This window comes from Pseudomonas sp. Irchel s3f7 (genome assembly GCF_900187615.1).
In the GTDB taxonomy this organism is placed as follows: Bacteria; Pseudomonadota; Gammaproteobacteria; order Pseudomonadales; family Pseudomonadaceae; genus Aquipseudomonas.
Window position 1 is genome coordinate 38029 of sequence record NZ_FYDO01000028.1, and the last position, 16783, is coordinate 54811.

General features: G+C 59.6%; 13 protein-coding genes and 1 pseudogene. 9 read left to right on the forward strand and 5 right to left on the reverse strand.

Annotated elements, in window-relative coordinates:
* Positions 1–8 precede the first annotated feature (8 nt).
* The 4 genes from CKW19_RS22325 to CKW19_RS22340 all read right to left on the reverse strand — a co-directional run bounded on the left by CKW19_RS22325 (position 9) and on the right by CKW19_RS22340 (position 4722).
* A complete protein-coding gene (locus tag CKW19_RS22325; RefSeq protein WP_095059894.1) occupies positions 9–2264 on the reverse strand; it encodes an arginine/lysine/ornithine decarboxylase in 2256 nt (751 codons plus the stop codon).
* Positions 2265–2476: 212 nt separating this feature from the next.
* Positions 2477–3229, reverse strand: a complete 753-nt coding sequence (dnaQ, locus tag CKW19_RS22330) for a DNA polymerase III subunit epsilon (RefSeq protein ID WP_095059895.1) — start codon at positions 3227–3229, stop codon at positions 2477–2479.
* A 191-nt stretch (positions 3230–3420) separates the two neighbouring features.
* Positions 3421–3873 carry a ribonuclease HI gene (rnhA, locus tag CKW19_RS22335; protein ID WP_095059896.1) on the reverse strand — a complete coding sequence of 151 codons (453 nt, stop codon included), beginning with the start codon at positions 3871–3873 and terminating at the stop codon, positions 3421–3423.
* Between the two features lie 90 nt (positions 3874–3963).
* The gene (locus tag CKW19_RS22340) at positions 3964–4722 is read right to left on the reverse strand and encodes a class I SAM-dependent methyltransferase (protein WP_095059897.1); all 759 of its coding nucleotides are present in this window, start codon (positions 4720–4722) and stop codon (positions 3964–3966) included.
* A 65-nt stretch (positions 4723–4787) separates the two neighbouring features.
* Here CKW19_RS22340 and gloB point away from each other — a divergent pair, with 65 nt between their 5' ends.
* The 9 genes and pseudogenes from gloB to CKW19_RS22385 form a co-directional block, all read left to right on the forward strand.
* Positions 4788–5555: a hydroxyacylglutathione hydrolase gene (gloB, locus tag CKW19_RS22345; protein ID WP_095059898.1), complete on the forward strand. Its 768-nt coding sequence runs from the start codon at positions 4788–4790 to the stop codon at positions 5553–5555.
* A 99-nt stretch (positions 5556–5654) separates the two neighbouring features.
* Positions 5655–7109, forward strand: coding sequence for a transglycosylase SLT domain-containing protein (locus tag CKW19_RS22350; RefSeq protein ID WP_095059899.1), 1455 nt, complete (start codon positions 5655–5657; stop codon positions 7107–7109).
* 265 nt (positions 7110–7374) lie between these two features.
* The gene (locus CKW19_RS22355) at positions 7375–9204 is read left to right on the forward strand and encodes an extracellular solute-binding protein (protein ID WP_095059900.1); all 1830 of its coding nucleotides are present in this window, start codon (positions 7375–7377) and stop codon (positions 9202–9204) included.
* Positions 9201–11042: an extracellular solute-binding protein gene (locus tag CKW19_RS22360; protein ID WP_095059901.1), complete on the forward strand. Its 1842-nt coding sequence runs from the start codon at positions 9201–9203 to the stop codon at positions 11040–11042. The genes CKW19_RS22355 and CKW19_RS22360 overlap by 4 nt, the downstream gene beginning before the upstream one ends.
* Positions 11043–11046: 4 nt before the next feature.
* Positions 11047–12120, forward strand: a complete 1074-nt coding sequence (locus tag CKW19_RS22365) for a microcin C ABC transporter permease YejB (RefSeq protein WP_034146535.1) — start codon at positions 11047–11049, stop codon at positions 12118–12120.
* Position 12121: 1 nt separating this feature from the next.
* A complete protein-coding gene (locus tag CKW19_RS22370; protein ID WP_095059902.1) occupies positions 12122–13141 on the forward strand; it encodes an ABC transporter permease in 1020 nt (339 codons plus the stop codon).
* Position 13142: 1 nt separating this feature from the next.
* Entirely contained in the window at positions 13143–14753 is a 1611-nt protein-coding gene (locus tag CKW19_RS22375) for an ABC transporter ATP-binding protein (protein WP_095059903.1), read from the forward strand.
* A gap of 20 nt (positions 14754–14773) precedes the next feature.
* The gene (gene fabI / locus CKW19_RS22380) at positions 14774–15568 is read left to right on the forward strand and encodes an enoyl-ACP reductase FabI (protein ID WP_095059904.1); all 795 of its coding nucleotides are present in this window, start codon (positions 14774–14776) and stop codon (positions 15566–15568) included.
* A 231-nt stretch (positions 15569–15799) separates the two neighbouring features.
* Positions 15800–16003 (forward strand): annotated as a pseudogene (locus CKW19_RS22385) (VOC family protein); the annotation flags it as partial.
* Between the two features lie 145 nt (positions 16004–16148).
* Here the strand turns inward: CKW19_RS22385 and CKW19_RS22390 are convergent.
* The gene (locus CKW19_RS22390) at positions 16149–16730 is read right to left on the reverse strand and encodes a GGDEF domain-containing protein (protein WP_095059905.1); all 582 of its coding nucleotides are present in this window, start codon (positions 16728–16730) and stop codon (positions 16149–16151) included.
* Positions 16731–16783: the final 53 nt, after the last annotated feature.

The window sequence follows — 16783 nt, forward strand, 5'->3', positions numbered from 1 at the left end:
AAAGGTCCTCATTCCTTGATGCAATCGACGGTATAGTGCCGCCCATTGCCCTCGTCTTCATGTTGCAATCCGTGCACATCGGCGACGAATCCCGGGAAACTGGCATCGAACGTTCGGGCAAACGCCAGATAGTCAATGATTGAGCGGGTTGCCTCGGTAAAACGCTCGCCGGGCATGATCAAGGGGATGCCTGGCGGATACGGAACCAGCATCACCGCCGCGATGCGCCCGTCCAGCGCATCGATGGACACCGCCTCAACATCACCGCGCACCAACTGATCATAGGCGTCCGCCGGCTTCATCGCGACTTCCGGCAATACCGTGTACATACGCTTGAGGTGTTTGGCCGTGGCATTGCTGCGATAGCAGGCGTGCAACTGATCACACAAATCCCGCAGGCCCATGCCCTGATAGCGTGCAACGTTCTGTTGCGCCACGCAGGGCAGACAATTGATCAGACTGACATTGGCATCGTAGCTGCGCTTGAACTCCAGTAACTCGGTGAGCAGCGTGCTCCATTTGCCCTTGGTGATGCCCATGGAGAACAACACGAGGAACGAATAGAGCCCAGTCTTTTCGACCACCAGCCCACGCTCCCAGAGGAATTTGCTGACCACCGCTGCCGGAATCCCGCGCTCGCTAAGGGCGCCGCCCGCCGTCAAACCCGGCATCACCAACGTGACCTTGATCGGGTCGAGCAACACATAATCATCGGTCACGCCGCCAAAGCCGTGCCAGTCGGCATCAGGCTGCAACAGCCAGTCTTCGGTGGTCACCCGCTCGATACCTTCCACCGACGGTGGTTGCCAGATCGAGAACCACCAGTCATCAGCGGCGATGTGCTGACGCAGATTGGCCAGCGCTCGACGAAAACTCAGGGCCTCGTCGAACATCTCCTGCAACAGCGAACGTCCGGCCGGGCCTTCCATCATCGCTGAGGCGACGTCCAGCGAGGCAATGATGCCGTACTGCGGCGACGTGGAGATGTGCATCATGAACGCTTCGTTGAAGCGATCACGGTCCAGTTGCCGCGCACCGCCATCCTGCACATGGATCATCGACGCCTGGCTGAATGCCGCCAGCAGTTTGTGGGTGGAATGGGTGGTGAACACCAGCGGGCTGTCGTCAGTGCGGGATGTGCCCATGCCGTAACGTCCGGCAAAAAACTCATGGAACGCCGCATAGGCGTACCAGGCCTCGTCGAAGTGCAACACCTCGGTGCTGTTGCCCAATTGCTGTTTGATCAGTTCGGCGTTGTAGCAGAGGCCGTCGTAGGTCGAGTTGGTGACGACCGTGAGTTTGACCTTCGGCGCCCGGCCCTTGGTCAGCGGGCTCGCATCGATCTTGGCCTGGATCGATGCCGGGCTGAATTCACTCAGTGGAATCGGGCCGATGATGCCCAGTTCATTACGCTCCGGACACAGATAAAGCGGTATGGCGCCGGTCATGATGATCGAGTGCAGCACCGATTTGTGGCAATTGCGATCCACCAGCACCAAATCATCGCGAGCAACCATCGAGTGCCAGACTATCTTGTTGGCAGTGGACGTGCCATTGATCACGAAAAAGGTGTGATCGGCGCCGAAGTTGCGGGCCGCACGGGCCTCGGCGTCGGCCAGGGGGCCGGTATGATCCAGCAGCGAACCGAGTTCCGGCACTGAAACCGACAAATCCGAACGCAGGGTGTTTTCACCGAAAAACTGGTGAAACGCCTGTCCTACCGGACTCTTGTGATACGCCACGCCACCGCCGTGCCCCGGGGTGTGCCAGGAGTAATTGGAGTCGGCGGTATGCTGCACCAACGCCTTGAAAAACGGCGGCAACAGGCCATCAAGGTACTTGCGCGCGGCACGCGCCACCTGTCGGGCGAGAAACGGCACCGTGTCTTCGAACAGGTAAAGAATGCCGCGCAACTGGTTGAGCTCGGCCATGGCATCGGCCGGCGCATTTTCCAGAGTGACCTTTTCGCCCAGGGCGAAGATTGGCAGATCGGGCGCACGGACCCGTGCCAGACCGATCAGCTCGGCCATGTTCTGTAACAAATGGGAATGAGTGCTGGCGTCTTCGGACGCGATCAACATGCAGGACAGACCGTGATAAGTCGAGGCAACCAGCCGCCCCTCCGTGTAGTCCACCGCCGATACGATGCTGAAACCTTCCTGCTCCAGTTCCCGGGCAATGCCGCGCACGCGATCACCGGCGACGGTGTCAGCCTTGATGTCGCGATGCACGATCAGAACGGGAAATTTCAAATCTTTATACATGGGGCTCAGTGTCCTGAGGCGGCAGACCAGAGCCTGCCAATCACCTCAGGGTAGAGGGTTGAAGCGGATGTGGCGAGCGCGACGCACTAAAATGGGTCGGCAGCTACTTGTCGGGGTGCGGGTTGGTTTTCAAAAGATCGCAGCCTCGTTTTACTCGACAGCTCCTACAGGATTACGCATTCCCTCGTAGGAGCTCGATCTTCACGAAGGAACTACGCCTGCGCCTCAGCCAGCTGCACCCACAACGCCGGAGCGCCAGCGGATTTTGCGATGACTTCCATTCGAGCCGCGTGCCGGGCCAGGTCGTCTTCGCTGGCGCGGATGATGCGTGTGGGCTGACGGTCTGCAGGCAGGCGACGGATTTCCGTGGCCGAGTTGTCCGCGCCTTCACCGGAACCATTGCCATCGGAGGCGTTACCCGCCAGGGACAGGCTGGTCTGGCCACCGGTCATGGTCAGGTAGACGTCGGCAAGAATCTCGGAGTCGAGCAAGGCGCCGTGCAGTTCACGGCCGGAGTTGTCGACGCCATAGCGTTTGCACAACGCATCGAGGCTGTTGCGCTGCCCTGGGTGGCGTTCCCGGGCCATCATCAAGGTATCGAGGATCGAGCAGTGTTGCGTGATGTCCGCACGCTCGTGCTGGCCCATCAAGGCAAATTCGTTGTTGATGAAACCAACGTCGAACGCCGCGTTATGGATGATCAGCTGCGCGCCCTTGATGAACTCGAAGAATTCTTCGGCCACTTCGGCAAAACGTGGCTTGCCCACCAGGAATTCGTTGGTGATGCCGTGGACGCCGATGGCGCCTTCGTCACTTTCGCGGTCCGGTTGCAGGTACACATGAAAGTGCCGCCCCGTCAGCCGCCGGCCGATCAACTCGACGCAACCGATTTCGATAATCCGGTGGCCGTCGGTTACCGGCATGCCGGTCGTTTCGGTATCGAGTACAACGGATCTGGTGGCCATCAGTGCTCAGCTCTCAATCGGTCAATCATGTAAAAACGCGAATGTTAACACGCTGGACGGGGTCTTTCAGGTGGACCGTGCCGTCCCGATCGCTGGCGGGCCAGCTCCCACTCTTGATCTGCGTCATTCACAAATCTCCTGTGGGAGCCAGCCTGCTGGCGATGAGTGCACCACGGTGTATCAGCAGGAAATCAAGTCTGTTTGTAGCCGCGCACTTCGTCCACGCCACGGTTAGCCAATTGGTCGGCCCGTTCGTTGCCGTGATGGCCGATGTGCCCGCGCACCCATTTCCAGGTGACTTTATGGCGGTTGACCTGCTCGTCCAGCAGCTTCCAAAGGTCAGCGTTTTTAACCGGTTCTTTCGCAGCGGTTTTCCAGCCGCGCTTCTTCCAGTTGTCCATCCATTCATTGATGCCTTTCATCACGTACTGGGAGTCGGTCACCAGTAGCACTTCGCACGGACGCTTGAGTTCTTCCAGGCCTCGGATCGCGCCCATCAGCTCCATGCGATTGTTGGTGGTGTTGGCTTCGCCGCCCCAGAGTTCTTTCTCAACGCCTTTGCACACCAGCAAGGCGCCCCAGCCGCCAGGGCCGGGATTGCCTTTACAGGCGCCGTCGGTAAAGAGTTCTACGCTATCGCTCATGCCAATCTATCCAGAAAATGCGGTGGCCCGCCGATCGAGGATCGACGACGCCCAAAGCCGGGACACGCCCGGCCGAAATTAAAGAAGGGTTTACGGCTCGATGTTGCGCCGGTTGACCTTGGCCATCGGCAGCGGAATCAGTTTGCCCATCGGCTCACGGCGTTCCTGCCGCAGCGGCCGCAGACCGACCACGATCTTGCGCGCCACCAGCAAGTAGAAACCACCGCCCGACAGTTGCCAGGCGCCGGCCCTGCGTTCCCATCCGGCCAGACGGGTCTGCCAGGCAGGCGAAGCCAGCGGCGGACGATAGCACCCGAAGCGGCGTTTCTCCAGCGCGAAACCCAGCAGGTTCAGCCAGTCCGAAACCCGCGATGGAGAGATGCAGCGCGCCTTGCGCATCCCGTCATGGGCAAACATATGCCGCAAGCCCCAAGTGCTCCAGGGATTGATGCCGATGATCAGCAGATGCCCACCGGGCCGCACGCTGCTGGCCGCTTCGCGCAACAAACCGTGGGGCGACAGGCAGAAATCCAGCCCATGCTGCAACACCACCACGTCGGCGGCATGTTCGCTGAGTGGCCAGGCTTGTTCCTCGCAGACAATCTCGACCCCCGGCAACGGCGCACCAAGACGCACATTGCGCTGCACCTGTGGCGCCGACGGCGGCGTCTGGGCAGACGGGCCGTAATGCACAAGGTAACCGCCGAAAAAGCGCCCCAGCTCGTCTTCGAGCATGCGCCGCTCTTCGTCCAGCAAAAATTGCCCGATGGGCCCGGACAGCCAGTCGCGGGCTGCGCTGATCAACGCCAGCCAGTCCGGATCAGCCTGTGCGAACGCTTTGTCAGTCATTGCATTCTCCAACGCGCCAGGAAGTTCTAAGATGCGCCTTTGTTTTCTGCTTGGCGAATCCGACGATGATACAGATCACTGCCCTGCCCGCCTTCACCGATAACTACATCTGGTTGTTACAAGACCACGGCAGCAAGCGCTGCGCCGTCGTCGATCCGGGTGATGCCGCGCCCGTGCAAGCCTGGCTGACGGTCAATCCCGGTTGGGTATTAAGCGACATTCTGATCACTCACCACCATCATGACCATGTCGGCGGTGTCGAACAGTTGAAGGAAGCGACAAACGCGAAGGTCTATGGCCCGGCGAGCGAAAGCATTCCCGCGCGGGACGTTGCGCTCAAGGACAACGACCGTGTCAGCGTGCTCGGATGGGATTTCGATGTGCTTGCCGTCCCGGGCCATACGCTGGGGCATATTGCCTACTATCACCATGGTCTGTTGTTTTGCGGTGACACGCTGTTTGCCGCGGGCTGCGGGCGTCTGTTCGAAGGCACGCCACAGCAGATGTACGCCTCGCTGACCCGTTTGGCCGCGCTGCCGGAGGACACGCTGGTCTACTGCACTCACGAATACACCCTGAGCAATTTGAAATTTGCCGCCGCCGTCGAACCGAACAATCCCGACACTGCCGAACGCCTGGCCAAAGTCACCCGACAACGGGAATCCGGGATCATGACGTTGCCTTCGACACTGGCGCTGGAAAATCTCACAAATCCGTTTTTGCGTGTCAGTGAAACATCTGTTAAAGAAAAAATGGACGAACGGACCGGCAGCGATAACTTGGCGCCCGATATGGTTTTTGCTGCGCTCAGGGCTTGGAAAGACGGGTTCTAAAGAGCTTGCTCGCGGGTCTGATATCGCTGAATGGTTGACCGCAGGGGGTACGCTTTCTAGAATCGCCCGACATTTTTGCCCGGAACTAACTTCCAGCCAATGTCGTCACCTATTCGTAAAGCCATCAATTCAGACGCATTGACCCGCTTGGCTCAAGCCATCGCGGTGGCTGTGTCCGCCACATTGGCGGGCTGTTCCAGCAATGCGCCGCAGACTGATGCGACGCACACCCAGAACATCGCTGCACGCGCCAAACAGAAGCCGATCTGGCTCACTGAACAACCTAGCCCGCAAGTTCCACAGGACGTCTGGGAGCGCATGCGCCAGGGCTTCCAGTTGCAGGACGGGCTGGGCGTCAACCCACGTATCGAGCAACAGCGCCTGTGGTTCGCCAGCAACCCGTCGTTTCTCGAAAACGCCGGCGAACGTGGCAGTCTCTACATGCACTACATCGTGGAGCGCCTCGAAGAGCGCAACATGCCGCTGGAACTGGCGCTGCTGCCAGTGATTGAAAGCTCCTACAACCCGATGGCCTATTCCCGGTCCAACGCGGTGGGTCTTTGGCAATTCATCCCTTCCACCGGGCGTTACTTCAACCTGCGCCAGACCCGTCTGTATGATGGCCGTCGTGATATCACCGCGTCGACCACCGCCGCGCTGGATTACCTGACCCGCCTGCATGACATGTTCAACGGCGACTGGATGCTGGCCCTGGCGGCTTACAACGCCGGTGAAGGCACCGTCAGCCGGGCCATCGAGCGCAATGAAAAGCTCGGCCTGCCAACCGATTACTGGAACCTGCCGCTGCCGTCCGAAACCCAGGCATACGTGCCAAAGTTGCTGGCGCTGTCGCAAGTGGTCATGGCTCCCAACGCCTATGGCGTGAACCTGAACCCGATCGCCAACGAACCGTACTTCCAGGCTGTCGAAATCAATCAGCGCATGGACCTGTCCAAAGTCGCTGAAGTCGCCAACATCGACGAAGACGAACTGTTCCAGCTGAACCCGGCCTTCAAGCAGCGCACCACCACCCTGGATGGCCCGCAGCATTTGCTGGTGCCGACTTCCAAGGCACAACTGCTGACCACCAGCCTGCAGACCATGCGCCCTGAAGAGCTGATCAGCAAGAAGCCACTCAAGCCTGTCTTCGACGGTGCGGACGATACGGTCGTCGCCAGTGCCAAACGCAACTACCGGGTCAAGCGCGGCGACAACCTCGGCTCCATTGCCAAGGCCAACAACGTCGACGTCAAGGATCTGCAACGCTGGAACAACCTCAGCGGCAAGAACCTCAAGGCCGGCCAGACCCTGGTCATGCAGGACACCCGCAAAAGCAAAAACAGCTCCGGTCGCGTCAATACCGTGGTCGCCGCCAACAGCAAAACCGCCAAAAGCAACAAGCAGCAGACCAAGTACAAGGTCCAGCAAGGCGATTCGCTGTACATCGTGGCCAAGCGCTTCAACGTTGAGATGCAGCATCTCAAACGCTGGAACCCTCGTGTCGGCCAGGCGTTGAAGCCCGGACAAATGTTGACGGTTGCCAATCCGCGCTAAAAAAACAGCCCCTGAATTCAGGGGCTTTTTTATGCCTGCACAGTTTCATGGCGAGCACAAAACCTGTAGGAGCGAGCTTGCTCGCGATGAGGGCTTGTCAGTTTGCATCGATGGCGACTGACACACCGTCATCGCGAGCAAGCTCGCTCCTACAGGGATTGTCGTCCAGCCGAAATGACTGATTGATCCCCTGTCTTTTTCCTGTCCTGACAAGCTGTTACTGTACGGTCCACAAAGCCCAAGCCGCCTGGATCGGATCCCCTATTTGAAGCGTCCCCTCCTCTTCCTGATCAGCCTGGCCTTGAGCTCCACCGCAAGCGCGACGATCAGCGAAAGCCATGGTTATGCGCAGTTCGGCACGCTCAAGTATCCGGCCAGATTTACCCATTTCGACTGGGTCAACCCGCAAGCGCCCAAAGGCGGAACGTTGCGGGTAATGGCGTTTGGCACGTTCGATACGCTCAACCCTTACACGTTCAAGGGCACCAGCCCGGTCACCACGCCGAGCTTCCTGCAGTACGGCATCAACGAGCTCAACGAACCGCTGATGGTCGGCACCGGCCAGTACGCGCCATCCGGGGATGAACCGGCGTCCAGTTACGGCCTGATTGCCCAGTCGGTGGAGTACAGCGAAGACCGCAGCTGGGTGGTGTTCAATCTGCGCCCCGAAGCGCGCTTCCACGACGGCACGCCGATCACCGCGTACGACGTCGCGTTCTCCTACCGGTTGCTGCTCAAGGAAGGTCATCCGCTGTACCGCACCAGCCTCCAGGAAGTGCTGCGGGTCGACATCCTCAATCCGCAGCGCATTCGTTTTGTGTTCAAGCGTGCCGGCAATCCGCTGTTGATCCTGCGTCTGGGCGAGTTGCCGGTGCTGCCGCAGCATTACTGGAAGGGCCGAGACTTCAAAGCCACCACCTTCGAACCGCCGCTGGGCAGTGGACCGTATCGCATCACATCGGTCACGCCAGGGCGACAAATCGTCTTCGAACGGGTCAAGGATTACTGGGGCAAGGACCTGCCGGTCAATCGCGGCAAATACAATGTCGACCGCATGGAAGTCGAGTATTACCGTGACAGTGACGTGGCATTCGAAGCCTTCAAGGCGGACGAATTCGACATTTACATCGAGCATCAGGCAAAGAATTGGGCCACCGGTTACAACTTCCCGGCGATACGTCGCGGCGAGGTGATCAAGGCGCAGATTGCGCACCAGATCCCGACCCAGAGCCAGGGATTGTTCATGAACAGCCGTCGCCCGACGTTCGCTGATCCCAAGGTCCGCGAAGCCCTGGGGCTGATGTTCGACTTTGAGTGGACCAACCGCACGCTGTTCAGCGGCGCCTACAAACGCGCCATGAGTTACTACCCCAACAGCGAATTCTCCGCGACCGGGTTGCCGGTCGGACATGAATGGCTGCTGCTCAAGCCCTACCGGGAACAATTACCGGCCAGGCTGTTCACAGAGCCGTTCAGCCTGCCGCAGACCATCGGGCGCGGCATCCCCCGGGAAACCCTGCGCAAAGCCCTCGGCCTGCTCGCTGAAGCCGGCTGGAAGCTTAATGGCCAGCGTTTACAGAACGCGACCGGGCAACCGTTGCGCCTGGAACTCCTGCTGGTCAATCCGAACCTGGAACGCATTCTTCAACCTTACATCGAGAACCTCGCCAGTATCGGCATCGACGCCCACCTGCGCACGGTCGATCGCGCCCAATACAAGCAACGCCTCGACCAGTTCGATTTCGACATGATTCTGATGACCCTCAACCAGACCCTCAGCCCGGGCCTGGAGCAATGGCAGTACTTTCATTCCAGCCAGGCCGGGGTCAAGGGCAGCAAGAATTACGCCGGCATCGCCAACCCGGTGGTCGATCACCTGCTGGAGCAACTGCTCGCCGCCCAGACCCGCGATGACCAGGTCGCCGCCGGCAAGGCCCTCGACCGTGTGCTGCTGTGGCAGCACTACATCATTCCCAATTGGTACCTCAACTATCACCGACTGGCCTACCGCAACCGGTTGGCCTTTGTCACGACGCCGCCCTACACCCTGGGCCTGAGCGCGTGGTGGCTGAAGTCTTCGGAGAAAGATCGATGAAACCCGTACGCGCCCTGCTCCTGCAGGCCAGCGGTCTGCTGTTCGCCGGACTGGCCTGCGCCGCTCCGCAACATGCCGTGACCCTGTACAACGAGCCGCCGAAATACCCGGCCGATTTCAAGCACTTTGATTACGTCAACCCGGACGCCCCCAAAGGCGGGATCTTCCGCCAGGCCGGGTTCGGCGGCTTCGACAGCCTCAACCCGTTCATCAACAAAGGCGTACCGGCCGATGACATCGGCCAGATTTACGACACGCTGACCCGGCACAGTCTCGACGAACCCTTCACCGAGTACGGACTGATCGCCGGCAGGATCGAAAAAGCGCCGGACAACAGCTGGGTGCGCTTTTACCTGCGCCCCGAAGCGCGCTTCCACGACGGTCATCCCGTGCGCGCCGAAGACGTGGTGTTCAGCTTCGACACGCTGACCAAGGAAGGCTCGCCGCTGTTTCGCGGCTACTACAGCGATGTGGCCGAAGTCATCGCCGAAGACCCGCTCAAAGTCCTGTTCAAGTTCAAGCACAGCAACAACCGCGAACTGCCGCTGATCCTCGGCCAGTTGCCGGTGCTGCCCAAGCATTGGTGGGTCGACCGCGATTTCAACAAGGGCAATCTGGAAATTCCGCTCGGCAGCGGCCCGTACAAAGTGGCCGACGTGAAGGCCGGTCGCTCAGTGCGTTATGAGCGGGTCAAGGACTATTGGGGCAAGGACCTGCCGGTCAATCGTGGCTTCTACAACTTCGACACGATGACCACCGATTACTACCGCGACAACACCGTCGCCCTCGAAGCGCTGAAGGCCGGGCAGTTCGATTACTGGCTGGAAATGACCGCGAAGAACTGGGCCAACGCCTACAACATTCCGGCAGTCACCGAAGGTCGGTTGATCAAGGAACAGATTCACAACGGCAACCCGACCGGCATGCAGGGTTTTGTCTTCAACCTGCGCCGTCCGGTGTTTCAGGATGTGCGGGTGCGCCAGGCGCTGAGCCTGCTGCTCGACTTCGAATGGACCAACAAGCAACTGTTCAACGGCGCCTACGTGCGCACCCGCAGTTACTTCGAGAATTCGGAAATGGCCGCCACCGGCCTGCCGGACGCCGATCAACGGGAGATCCTCGAGCCGTTTCGCAGCAAGCTGCCCGCTCAGGTGTTCAGCGAAGCCTTCGAAAATCCGAAGACTGACGCCAGCGGCATGATCCGCAATCAGCAGCGCGAGGCCTATCAATTGCTGCAAGAGGCCGGCTGGAAGATCGTCGACGACAAAATGGTCGACGCCACGGGCAAACCGGTGGCCATCGAATTCCTGCTGGCCCAGACCGAATTTGAACGCGTGCTCCTGCCATTCAAGCGCAACCTCAGTGACCTCGGCATCAATCTGGTGATCCGCCGTGTCGATGTCTCGCAGTACATCAACCGTGTGCGCTCCCGTGATTTCGACATGATCGTCGGCAGTTTTCCGCAGTCCAACTCACCAGGTAACGAACAGCGCGAATTCTGGATGAGCGCCGCCGCCGACAAGCCCAGCAGCCGCAACACCATGGGTTTGAAGGATCCGGTCGTCGATCAACTGGTCGAAAACCTGATCAATGCCGACTCGCGCAAAGGCCTCGTGGCCCACGCCCGGGCGCTGGACCGCGTGCTGCAATGGGGCTACTACGTGATCCCCAACTGGCACATCAAGACCTGGCGCGTGGCGTACTGGAACCACATCGGTCACCCGAAAAATTCTCCCGACTATGACATCGGCATTAACACCTGGTGGGTCAAGCCTGATGCGAAACCTGCGGTAGAAGTCGAAACCACATTGCAGGCCAATCCTGCGGGCACGGAGTAATCAGATGCTGGCGTATATTTTTCGGCGACTGTTGCTGATCATTCCGACCTTGTTCGGTATTTTGCTGATCAACTTCGTGATCATCCAGGCCGCGCCGGGCGGTCCGGTGGAGCAGATGATCGCCAAGCTCGAAGGCTTCGAAGGCGCCACCAGCCGCATTGCCGGTGGCGGTGCCGAAGTCTCGGTGGCCGGCTCGGCCTATCGCGGCGCCCAAGGCCTGGACCCGGCGCTGATCAAGGAAATCGAGCACATGTACGGCTTCGACAAATCGGCGCCGGAACGCTTGTGGATCATGGTCAAGAACTACGCGAGTCTGGATTTCGGCGACAGCTTCTTCCGCGACGCCAAGGTCATCGACCTGATCAAGGAAAAGATGCCGGTGTCGATTTCCCTCGGGCTGTGGAGCACGTTGATCATGTACCTCGTGTCGATCCCGCTGGGGATCGCCAAGGCCACGCGACACGGCAGCCACTTCGACGTCTGGACCAGCTCGGCGATCATCGTCGGTTATGCGATCCCGGCGTTCCTGTTTGCCATCCTGCTGATTGTGGTGTTCGCCGGGGGCAGCTATCTGGACTGGTTCCCGTTGCGCGGGCTGACCTCGAACAACTTCGATGAACTGAGCATGGGCGGCAAGATCCTCGATTACTTCTGGCACCTGGCGCTGCCGGTGACCGCACTGGTGATCGGCAACTTCGCGACCATGACCTTGCTGACCAAAAACAGCTTCCTCGACGAGATCAACAAGCAGTACGTGGTCACCGCCAAGGCCAAAGGCCTGACCAATCACCGCGTGTTGTACGGCCATGTGTTCCGCAACGCCATGCTGCTGGTGATCGCCGGGTTCCCGTCAGCGTTCATCGGGATCTTCTTCACCGGTTCGTTACTGGTGGAGGTAATTTTCTCCCTCGACGGCCTCGGGCTCATGAGTTTCGAAGCGGCGATCAACCGCGACTATCCGGTGGTGTTTGGCACCCTCTTCATCTTCACCCTGTTGGGGCTGGTGGTGAAACTGATCGGCGACCTCACCTACACCTTTGTCGATCCGCGCATCGACTTCGAAAGCCGGGAGCATTGAGATGAACCTGTCCCCTCTCAATCGCCGGCGTTTCGAGCTGTTCAAGGCCAACAAGCGTGGCTGGTGGTCGCTGTGGCTGTTCCTGATCCTGTTCGGCGCCAGCCTCGGCGCCGAGTTGATCGCCAACGACAAGCCGTTGGTGGTGCACTACGACAACAACTGGTATTTCCCGGCGCTCAAGCGCTACCCGGAAACCACCTTCGGCGGCGAATTTCCGCTGGAAGCCAACTACAAGAGCCCGTACATCCGCGAATTGCTCAAGGCCAAGGACGCCTGGGTGCTGTGGGCGCCGATTCCCTATAACTACCAGAGCATCAACTACGACCTGAAAGTCCCGGCCCCGGCACCGCCCTCGGCGGACAACCTGCTGGGCACCGATGACCAGGGTCGCGATGTGCTGGCCCGGGTGATTTATGGCTTCCGGATTTCGGTATTGTTTGCCCTGACGCTGACCGTGTTCAGCTCAATCATCGGTGTGATCGCCGGGGCTTTGCAGGGTTTCTACGGTGGCTGGGTCGATCTGGCCGGGCAGCGCTTTCTGGAGATCTGGTCCGGGTTGCCGGTGTTGTACTTGCTGATCATCCTCGCGAGTTTCGTGCAGCCCAACTTCTGGTGGCTGCTGGGGATCATGCTGCTGTTTTCCTGGATGAGCCTGGTGGACGTGGTGCGCGCCGAGTTCCTGCGTGGGCGTAACCTCGAATACGTGCGCGCCGCCCGCGCCCTGGGCATGCAGAACGGTGCGATCATGTTCCGCCACATTCTGCCCAACGCGATGGTCTCGACCATGACCTTCATGCCGTTCATCCTGACCGGCGCCATCGGCACGCTCACGGCCCTGGATTTCCTCGGTTTCGGTTTGCCGGCGGGCAGCCCGTCGCTGGGGGAACTGGTGGCCCAGGGCAAATCCAACCTGCAAGCGCCGTGGCTTGGCATCAGCGCGTTTGCGGTGCTCGCGTTGATGTTGAGTTTGCTGGTGTTCATCGGCGAGTCCGCTCGCGATGCCTTCGACCCGAGGAAGTGAAATGAATCAGGACAATCTGATTGAAGTGCGCGACCTGGCCGTCGAATTCGTCGTCGGCAAACGTTGTCAACGCGCGGTCGAAGGCGTGAGTTTCGACATCAAGCGTGGCGAGACACTGGCCCTGGTCGGCGAAAGTGGCTCGGGCAAATCGGTGACTGCGCACTCGATCCTGCGCCTGTTGCCCTACCCGCTGGCCCGTCACCCGTCCGGCACCATCGAATATGACGGGAAAAACTTGCTGGACCTGAACGAAAAGACCATCCGTCATATCCGCGGTAACCGGATTGCGATGATCTTCCAGGAGCCGATGACCTCGCTCAATCCGCTGCATTCGATCGAGAAGCAGATCAACGAGGTGCTCGGCATCCACAAGGGTCTGACGGGAAAAGTGGCGACCAAACGCACGCTGGAGTTGCTGGAGATGGTCGGCATTCCCGAACCCCACAAGCGCCTCAAGGCCCTGCCCCACGAGTTGTCCGGTGGCCAGCGTCAGCGTGTGATGATCGCCATGGCCCTGGCCAACGAGCCGGAACTGCTGATCGCCGACGAGCCGACCACCGCGCTGGACGTGACCGTTCAGCTGAAAATCCTCGAACTGCTCAAGGAATTGCAGGCTCGCCTGGGCATGGCATTGCTGCTGATCAGCCACGATTTGAACCTTGTGCGAAGAATTGCGCATCGCGTATGTGTCATGCAGCGAGGTTGCATCGTCGAACAGGCATCGTGCGAAGAGTTGTTCCGCGCGCCGCAGCATCCGTACACTCGAGAACTGCTGGCGGCGGAGCCCAGCGGCACGCCGGCGACCAATGTGATTGGCCCGCCGTTGCTGGCGGTCGAGGACCTGAAAGTCTGGTTCCCGATCAAGAAAGGCCTGCTCAAACGCACGGTGGATTACGTCAAAGCGGTCGACGGCATCAATTTCAGCCTGCCCCAGGGTCAGACCTTGGGGATTGTGGGAGAAAGCGGTTCCGGTAAATCGACGCTGGGCCTGGCGATTTTGCGGCTGATCGGCAGCAAAGGCGTCATTCGTTTTGAGGGCAAGCAGCTAGACTGCCTGACGCAGAACGAGGTTCGCCCGTTGCGTCGGGAGATGCAGGTGGTGTTTCAGGACCCGTTTGGCAGCCTGAGCCCGCGGATGTGCGTCAGCGACATCGTTGGCGAAGGCCTGCGGATTCACAAGATGGGCACCGCGCAAGAACAGGAAGCGGCGATTATTGCGGCATTGAAGGAGGTAGGTCTGGATCCGGAAACCCGGCACCGCTACCCCCACGAATTTTCCGGCGGGCAACGGCAGAGAATCGCCATTGCCCGGGCATTGGTGTTAAAACCGGCGTTGATTTTGCTGGACGAGCCGACCTCGGCCCTCGACCGCACCGTACAACGCCAGGTGGTGGAGCTTTTGCGTTCACTGCAAACCAAGTACAACCTGACGTATCTGTTTATCAGCCATGACCTGGCTGTGGTGAAAGCGCTGAGCCACCAGTTGATGGTGGTCAAGCATGGCCAAGTGGTCGAACAGGGAGACGCGCAAAGCATTTTTGCCGCCCCCCAACATCCGTATACACAGCAGTTGCTGGAAGCCGCTTTTTTGGCACCAGCCACTGCGCAATAACCTGAAAAGAGGAGCAACACATGGGTTTTCTCGCCGGTAAGCGCGTACTGATCGTCGGTGTCGCCAGCAAGCTGTCCATCGCATCCGGCATCGCTGCCGCCATGCATCGCGAGGGCGCTGAGCTTGCCTTCACTTATCAGAACGACAAACTCAAGGGTCGTGTCGAAGAGTTCGCACAAGGCTGGGGCTCGAGCCCTGAGCTGTGCTTCCCGTGCGACGTGGCCAGCGACGAAGAAATCGCCAAGGTCTTCGAAGAACTGAGCAAGAAGTGGGACGGCCTGGACTGCATCGTGCACTCCGTCGGCTTCGCCCCGGGCGACCAACTGGACGGCGACTTCACCGAAGCCACCACCCGCGACGGTTTCCGCATTGCTCACGACATCAGCGCCTACAGCTTCGTGGCCCTGGCCAAAGCCGGCCGCGAAATGATGAAAGGCCGCAACGGCAGCCTGCTGACCCTGTCGTACCTGGGCGCCGAGCGCACCATGCCGAACTACAACGTGATGGGCATGGCCAAGGCTTCCCTGGAAGCTGGCGTTCGTTACCTGGCCGGCTCCCTGGGCCCGGACGGCACCCGCGTCAACTGCGTATCGGCTGGCCCGATCCGCACCCTCGCCGCTTCTGGCATCAAGAACTTCCGCAAGATGCTGGCCGCGAACGAAGCGCAAACTCCGCTGCGCCGCAACGTCACCATCGACGAAGTCGGCAACGCCGGCGCCTTCCTGTGCTCGGACCTGGCGTCTGGCATCAGCGGTGAAATCATGTACGTGGACGGTGGTTTCAACACCACGGCCATGGGCAACATCGAAGAGTAATCTTCGGCTAGCCAAATAAAGAACCCGCCAAGCCTGGCGGGTTTTTTTATGCCTGTGATTTATTGAACGCTGTGGAATCCCTGTAGGAGCAAGCTACTCGCGAAGATGTCAGCACATTCACCCTCGGTGGTGGCTGAGACACCGCTATCGCGAGCAAGCTTGCTCCTACAGGAATTGTGTTTGATCGACTATTGTTTTTTATCAACTCAATCCATCGTCGAGGCATGCACAATGCAGCTATCCCCTTTTCACTTGGCCATCCCCGTCTACGACCTGGCCGCAGCGCGACATTTTTACGGCTCGGTATTCGGCCTGGAAGAAGGACGGTCCAGCGACCACTGGGTCGACTTCAATTTCTTCGGCCATCAGCTGGTGATTCACCTGGCGCCGAAGAACGCGTCCCAGGAAGCCGCTCACACCAATGCCGTGGGTGGCATTTGCTCTTATGAAAAATCAGAGCAAATACCTGTCAGCCTGAGAGTTCAAGGTTGCCGGACAACATAGAATCTCCCACATTTGAAATGCGTACCCCTGTAGGAGCCGGCTTGCCGGCGAAGAGGCCCGCCCAGACAGCATCGCACTACAGGCCCATCACCCGCTCCGTCTCGGCCAACAATTGCTCCACCGAACCCTGAAGCGCCGAATCGTACTCAACCTGCCCCACACTGAACCGAATGTCATAACTGCGGCTCGCCGTGGCGTTGCGTTCGTCGAGAATTTCCTTGAGTCGCGTCTTTATCGATTCGATCTCCACGGTGCTGGAACCGGTCAACAACACAACAAACCGGTCGCCCCCGAGGCGTCCGACAACGTCGTTTTCGCGGAATCCGATGCGCAGCACATCGGCGAAGGTCTTGAGCACGTCATCGCCTTCGACCCGCCCATAGAGGTAGTTGATGTGTTTGAACTCATCAAGGGTGAAGTACATCAGCGTTGCCGGAATTTCCAGCTGCTCACACGCGTCGAGCCCCAGCTGGGCCAGTGCGATGAAGCCGTGGCGATTGGACAGCAGCGTCAGCTCGTCCATGCTCGCCATCTGCACGCCCATCAATTCCTGCTCGGCCTGACGCGCCAGATCACGCAGTCGTTCACGCGCCTGCTGCGGCGTGAGCAACAGCGTCGCATATCGACCGGGTTTGCCCGGTTTGCCTGGAATTAACATCGTTGACTCCCTTGGCGGTTATGCACTTTAGAGTCGCCCATAACCGTATTGAC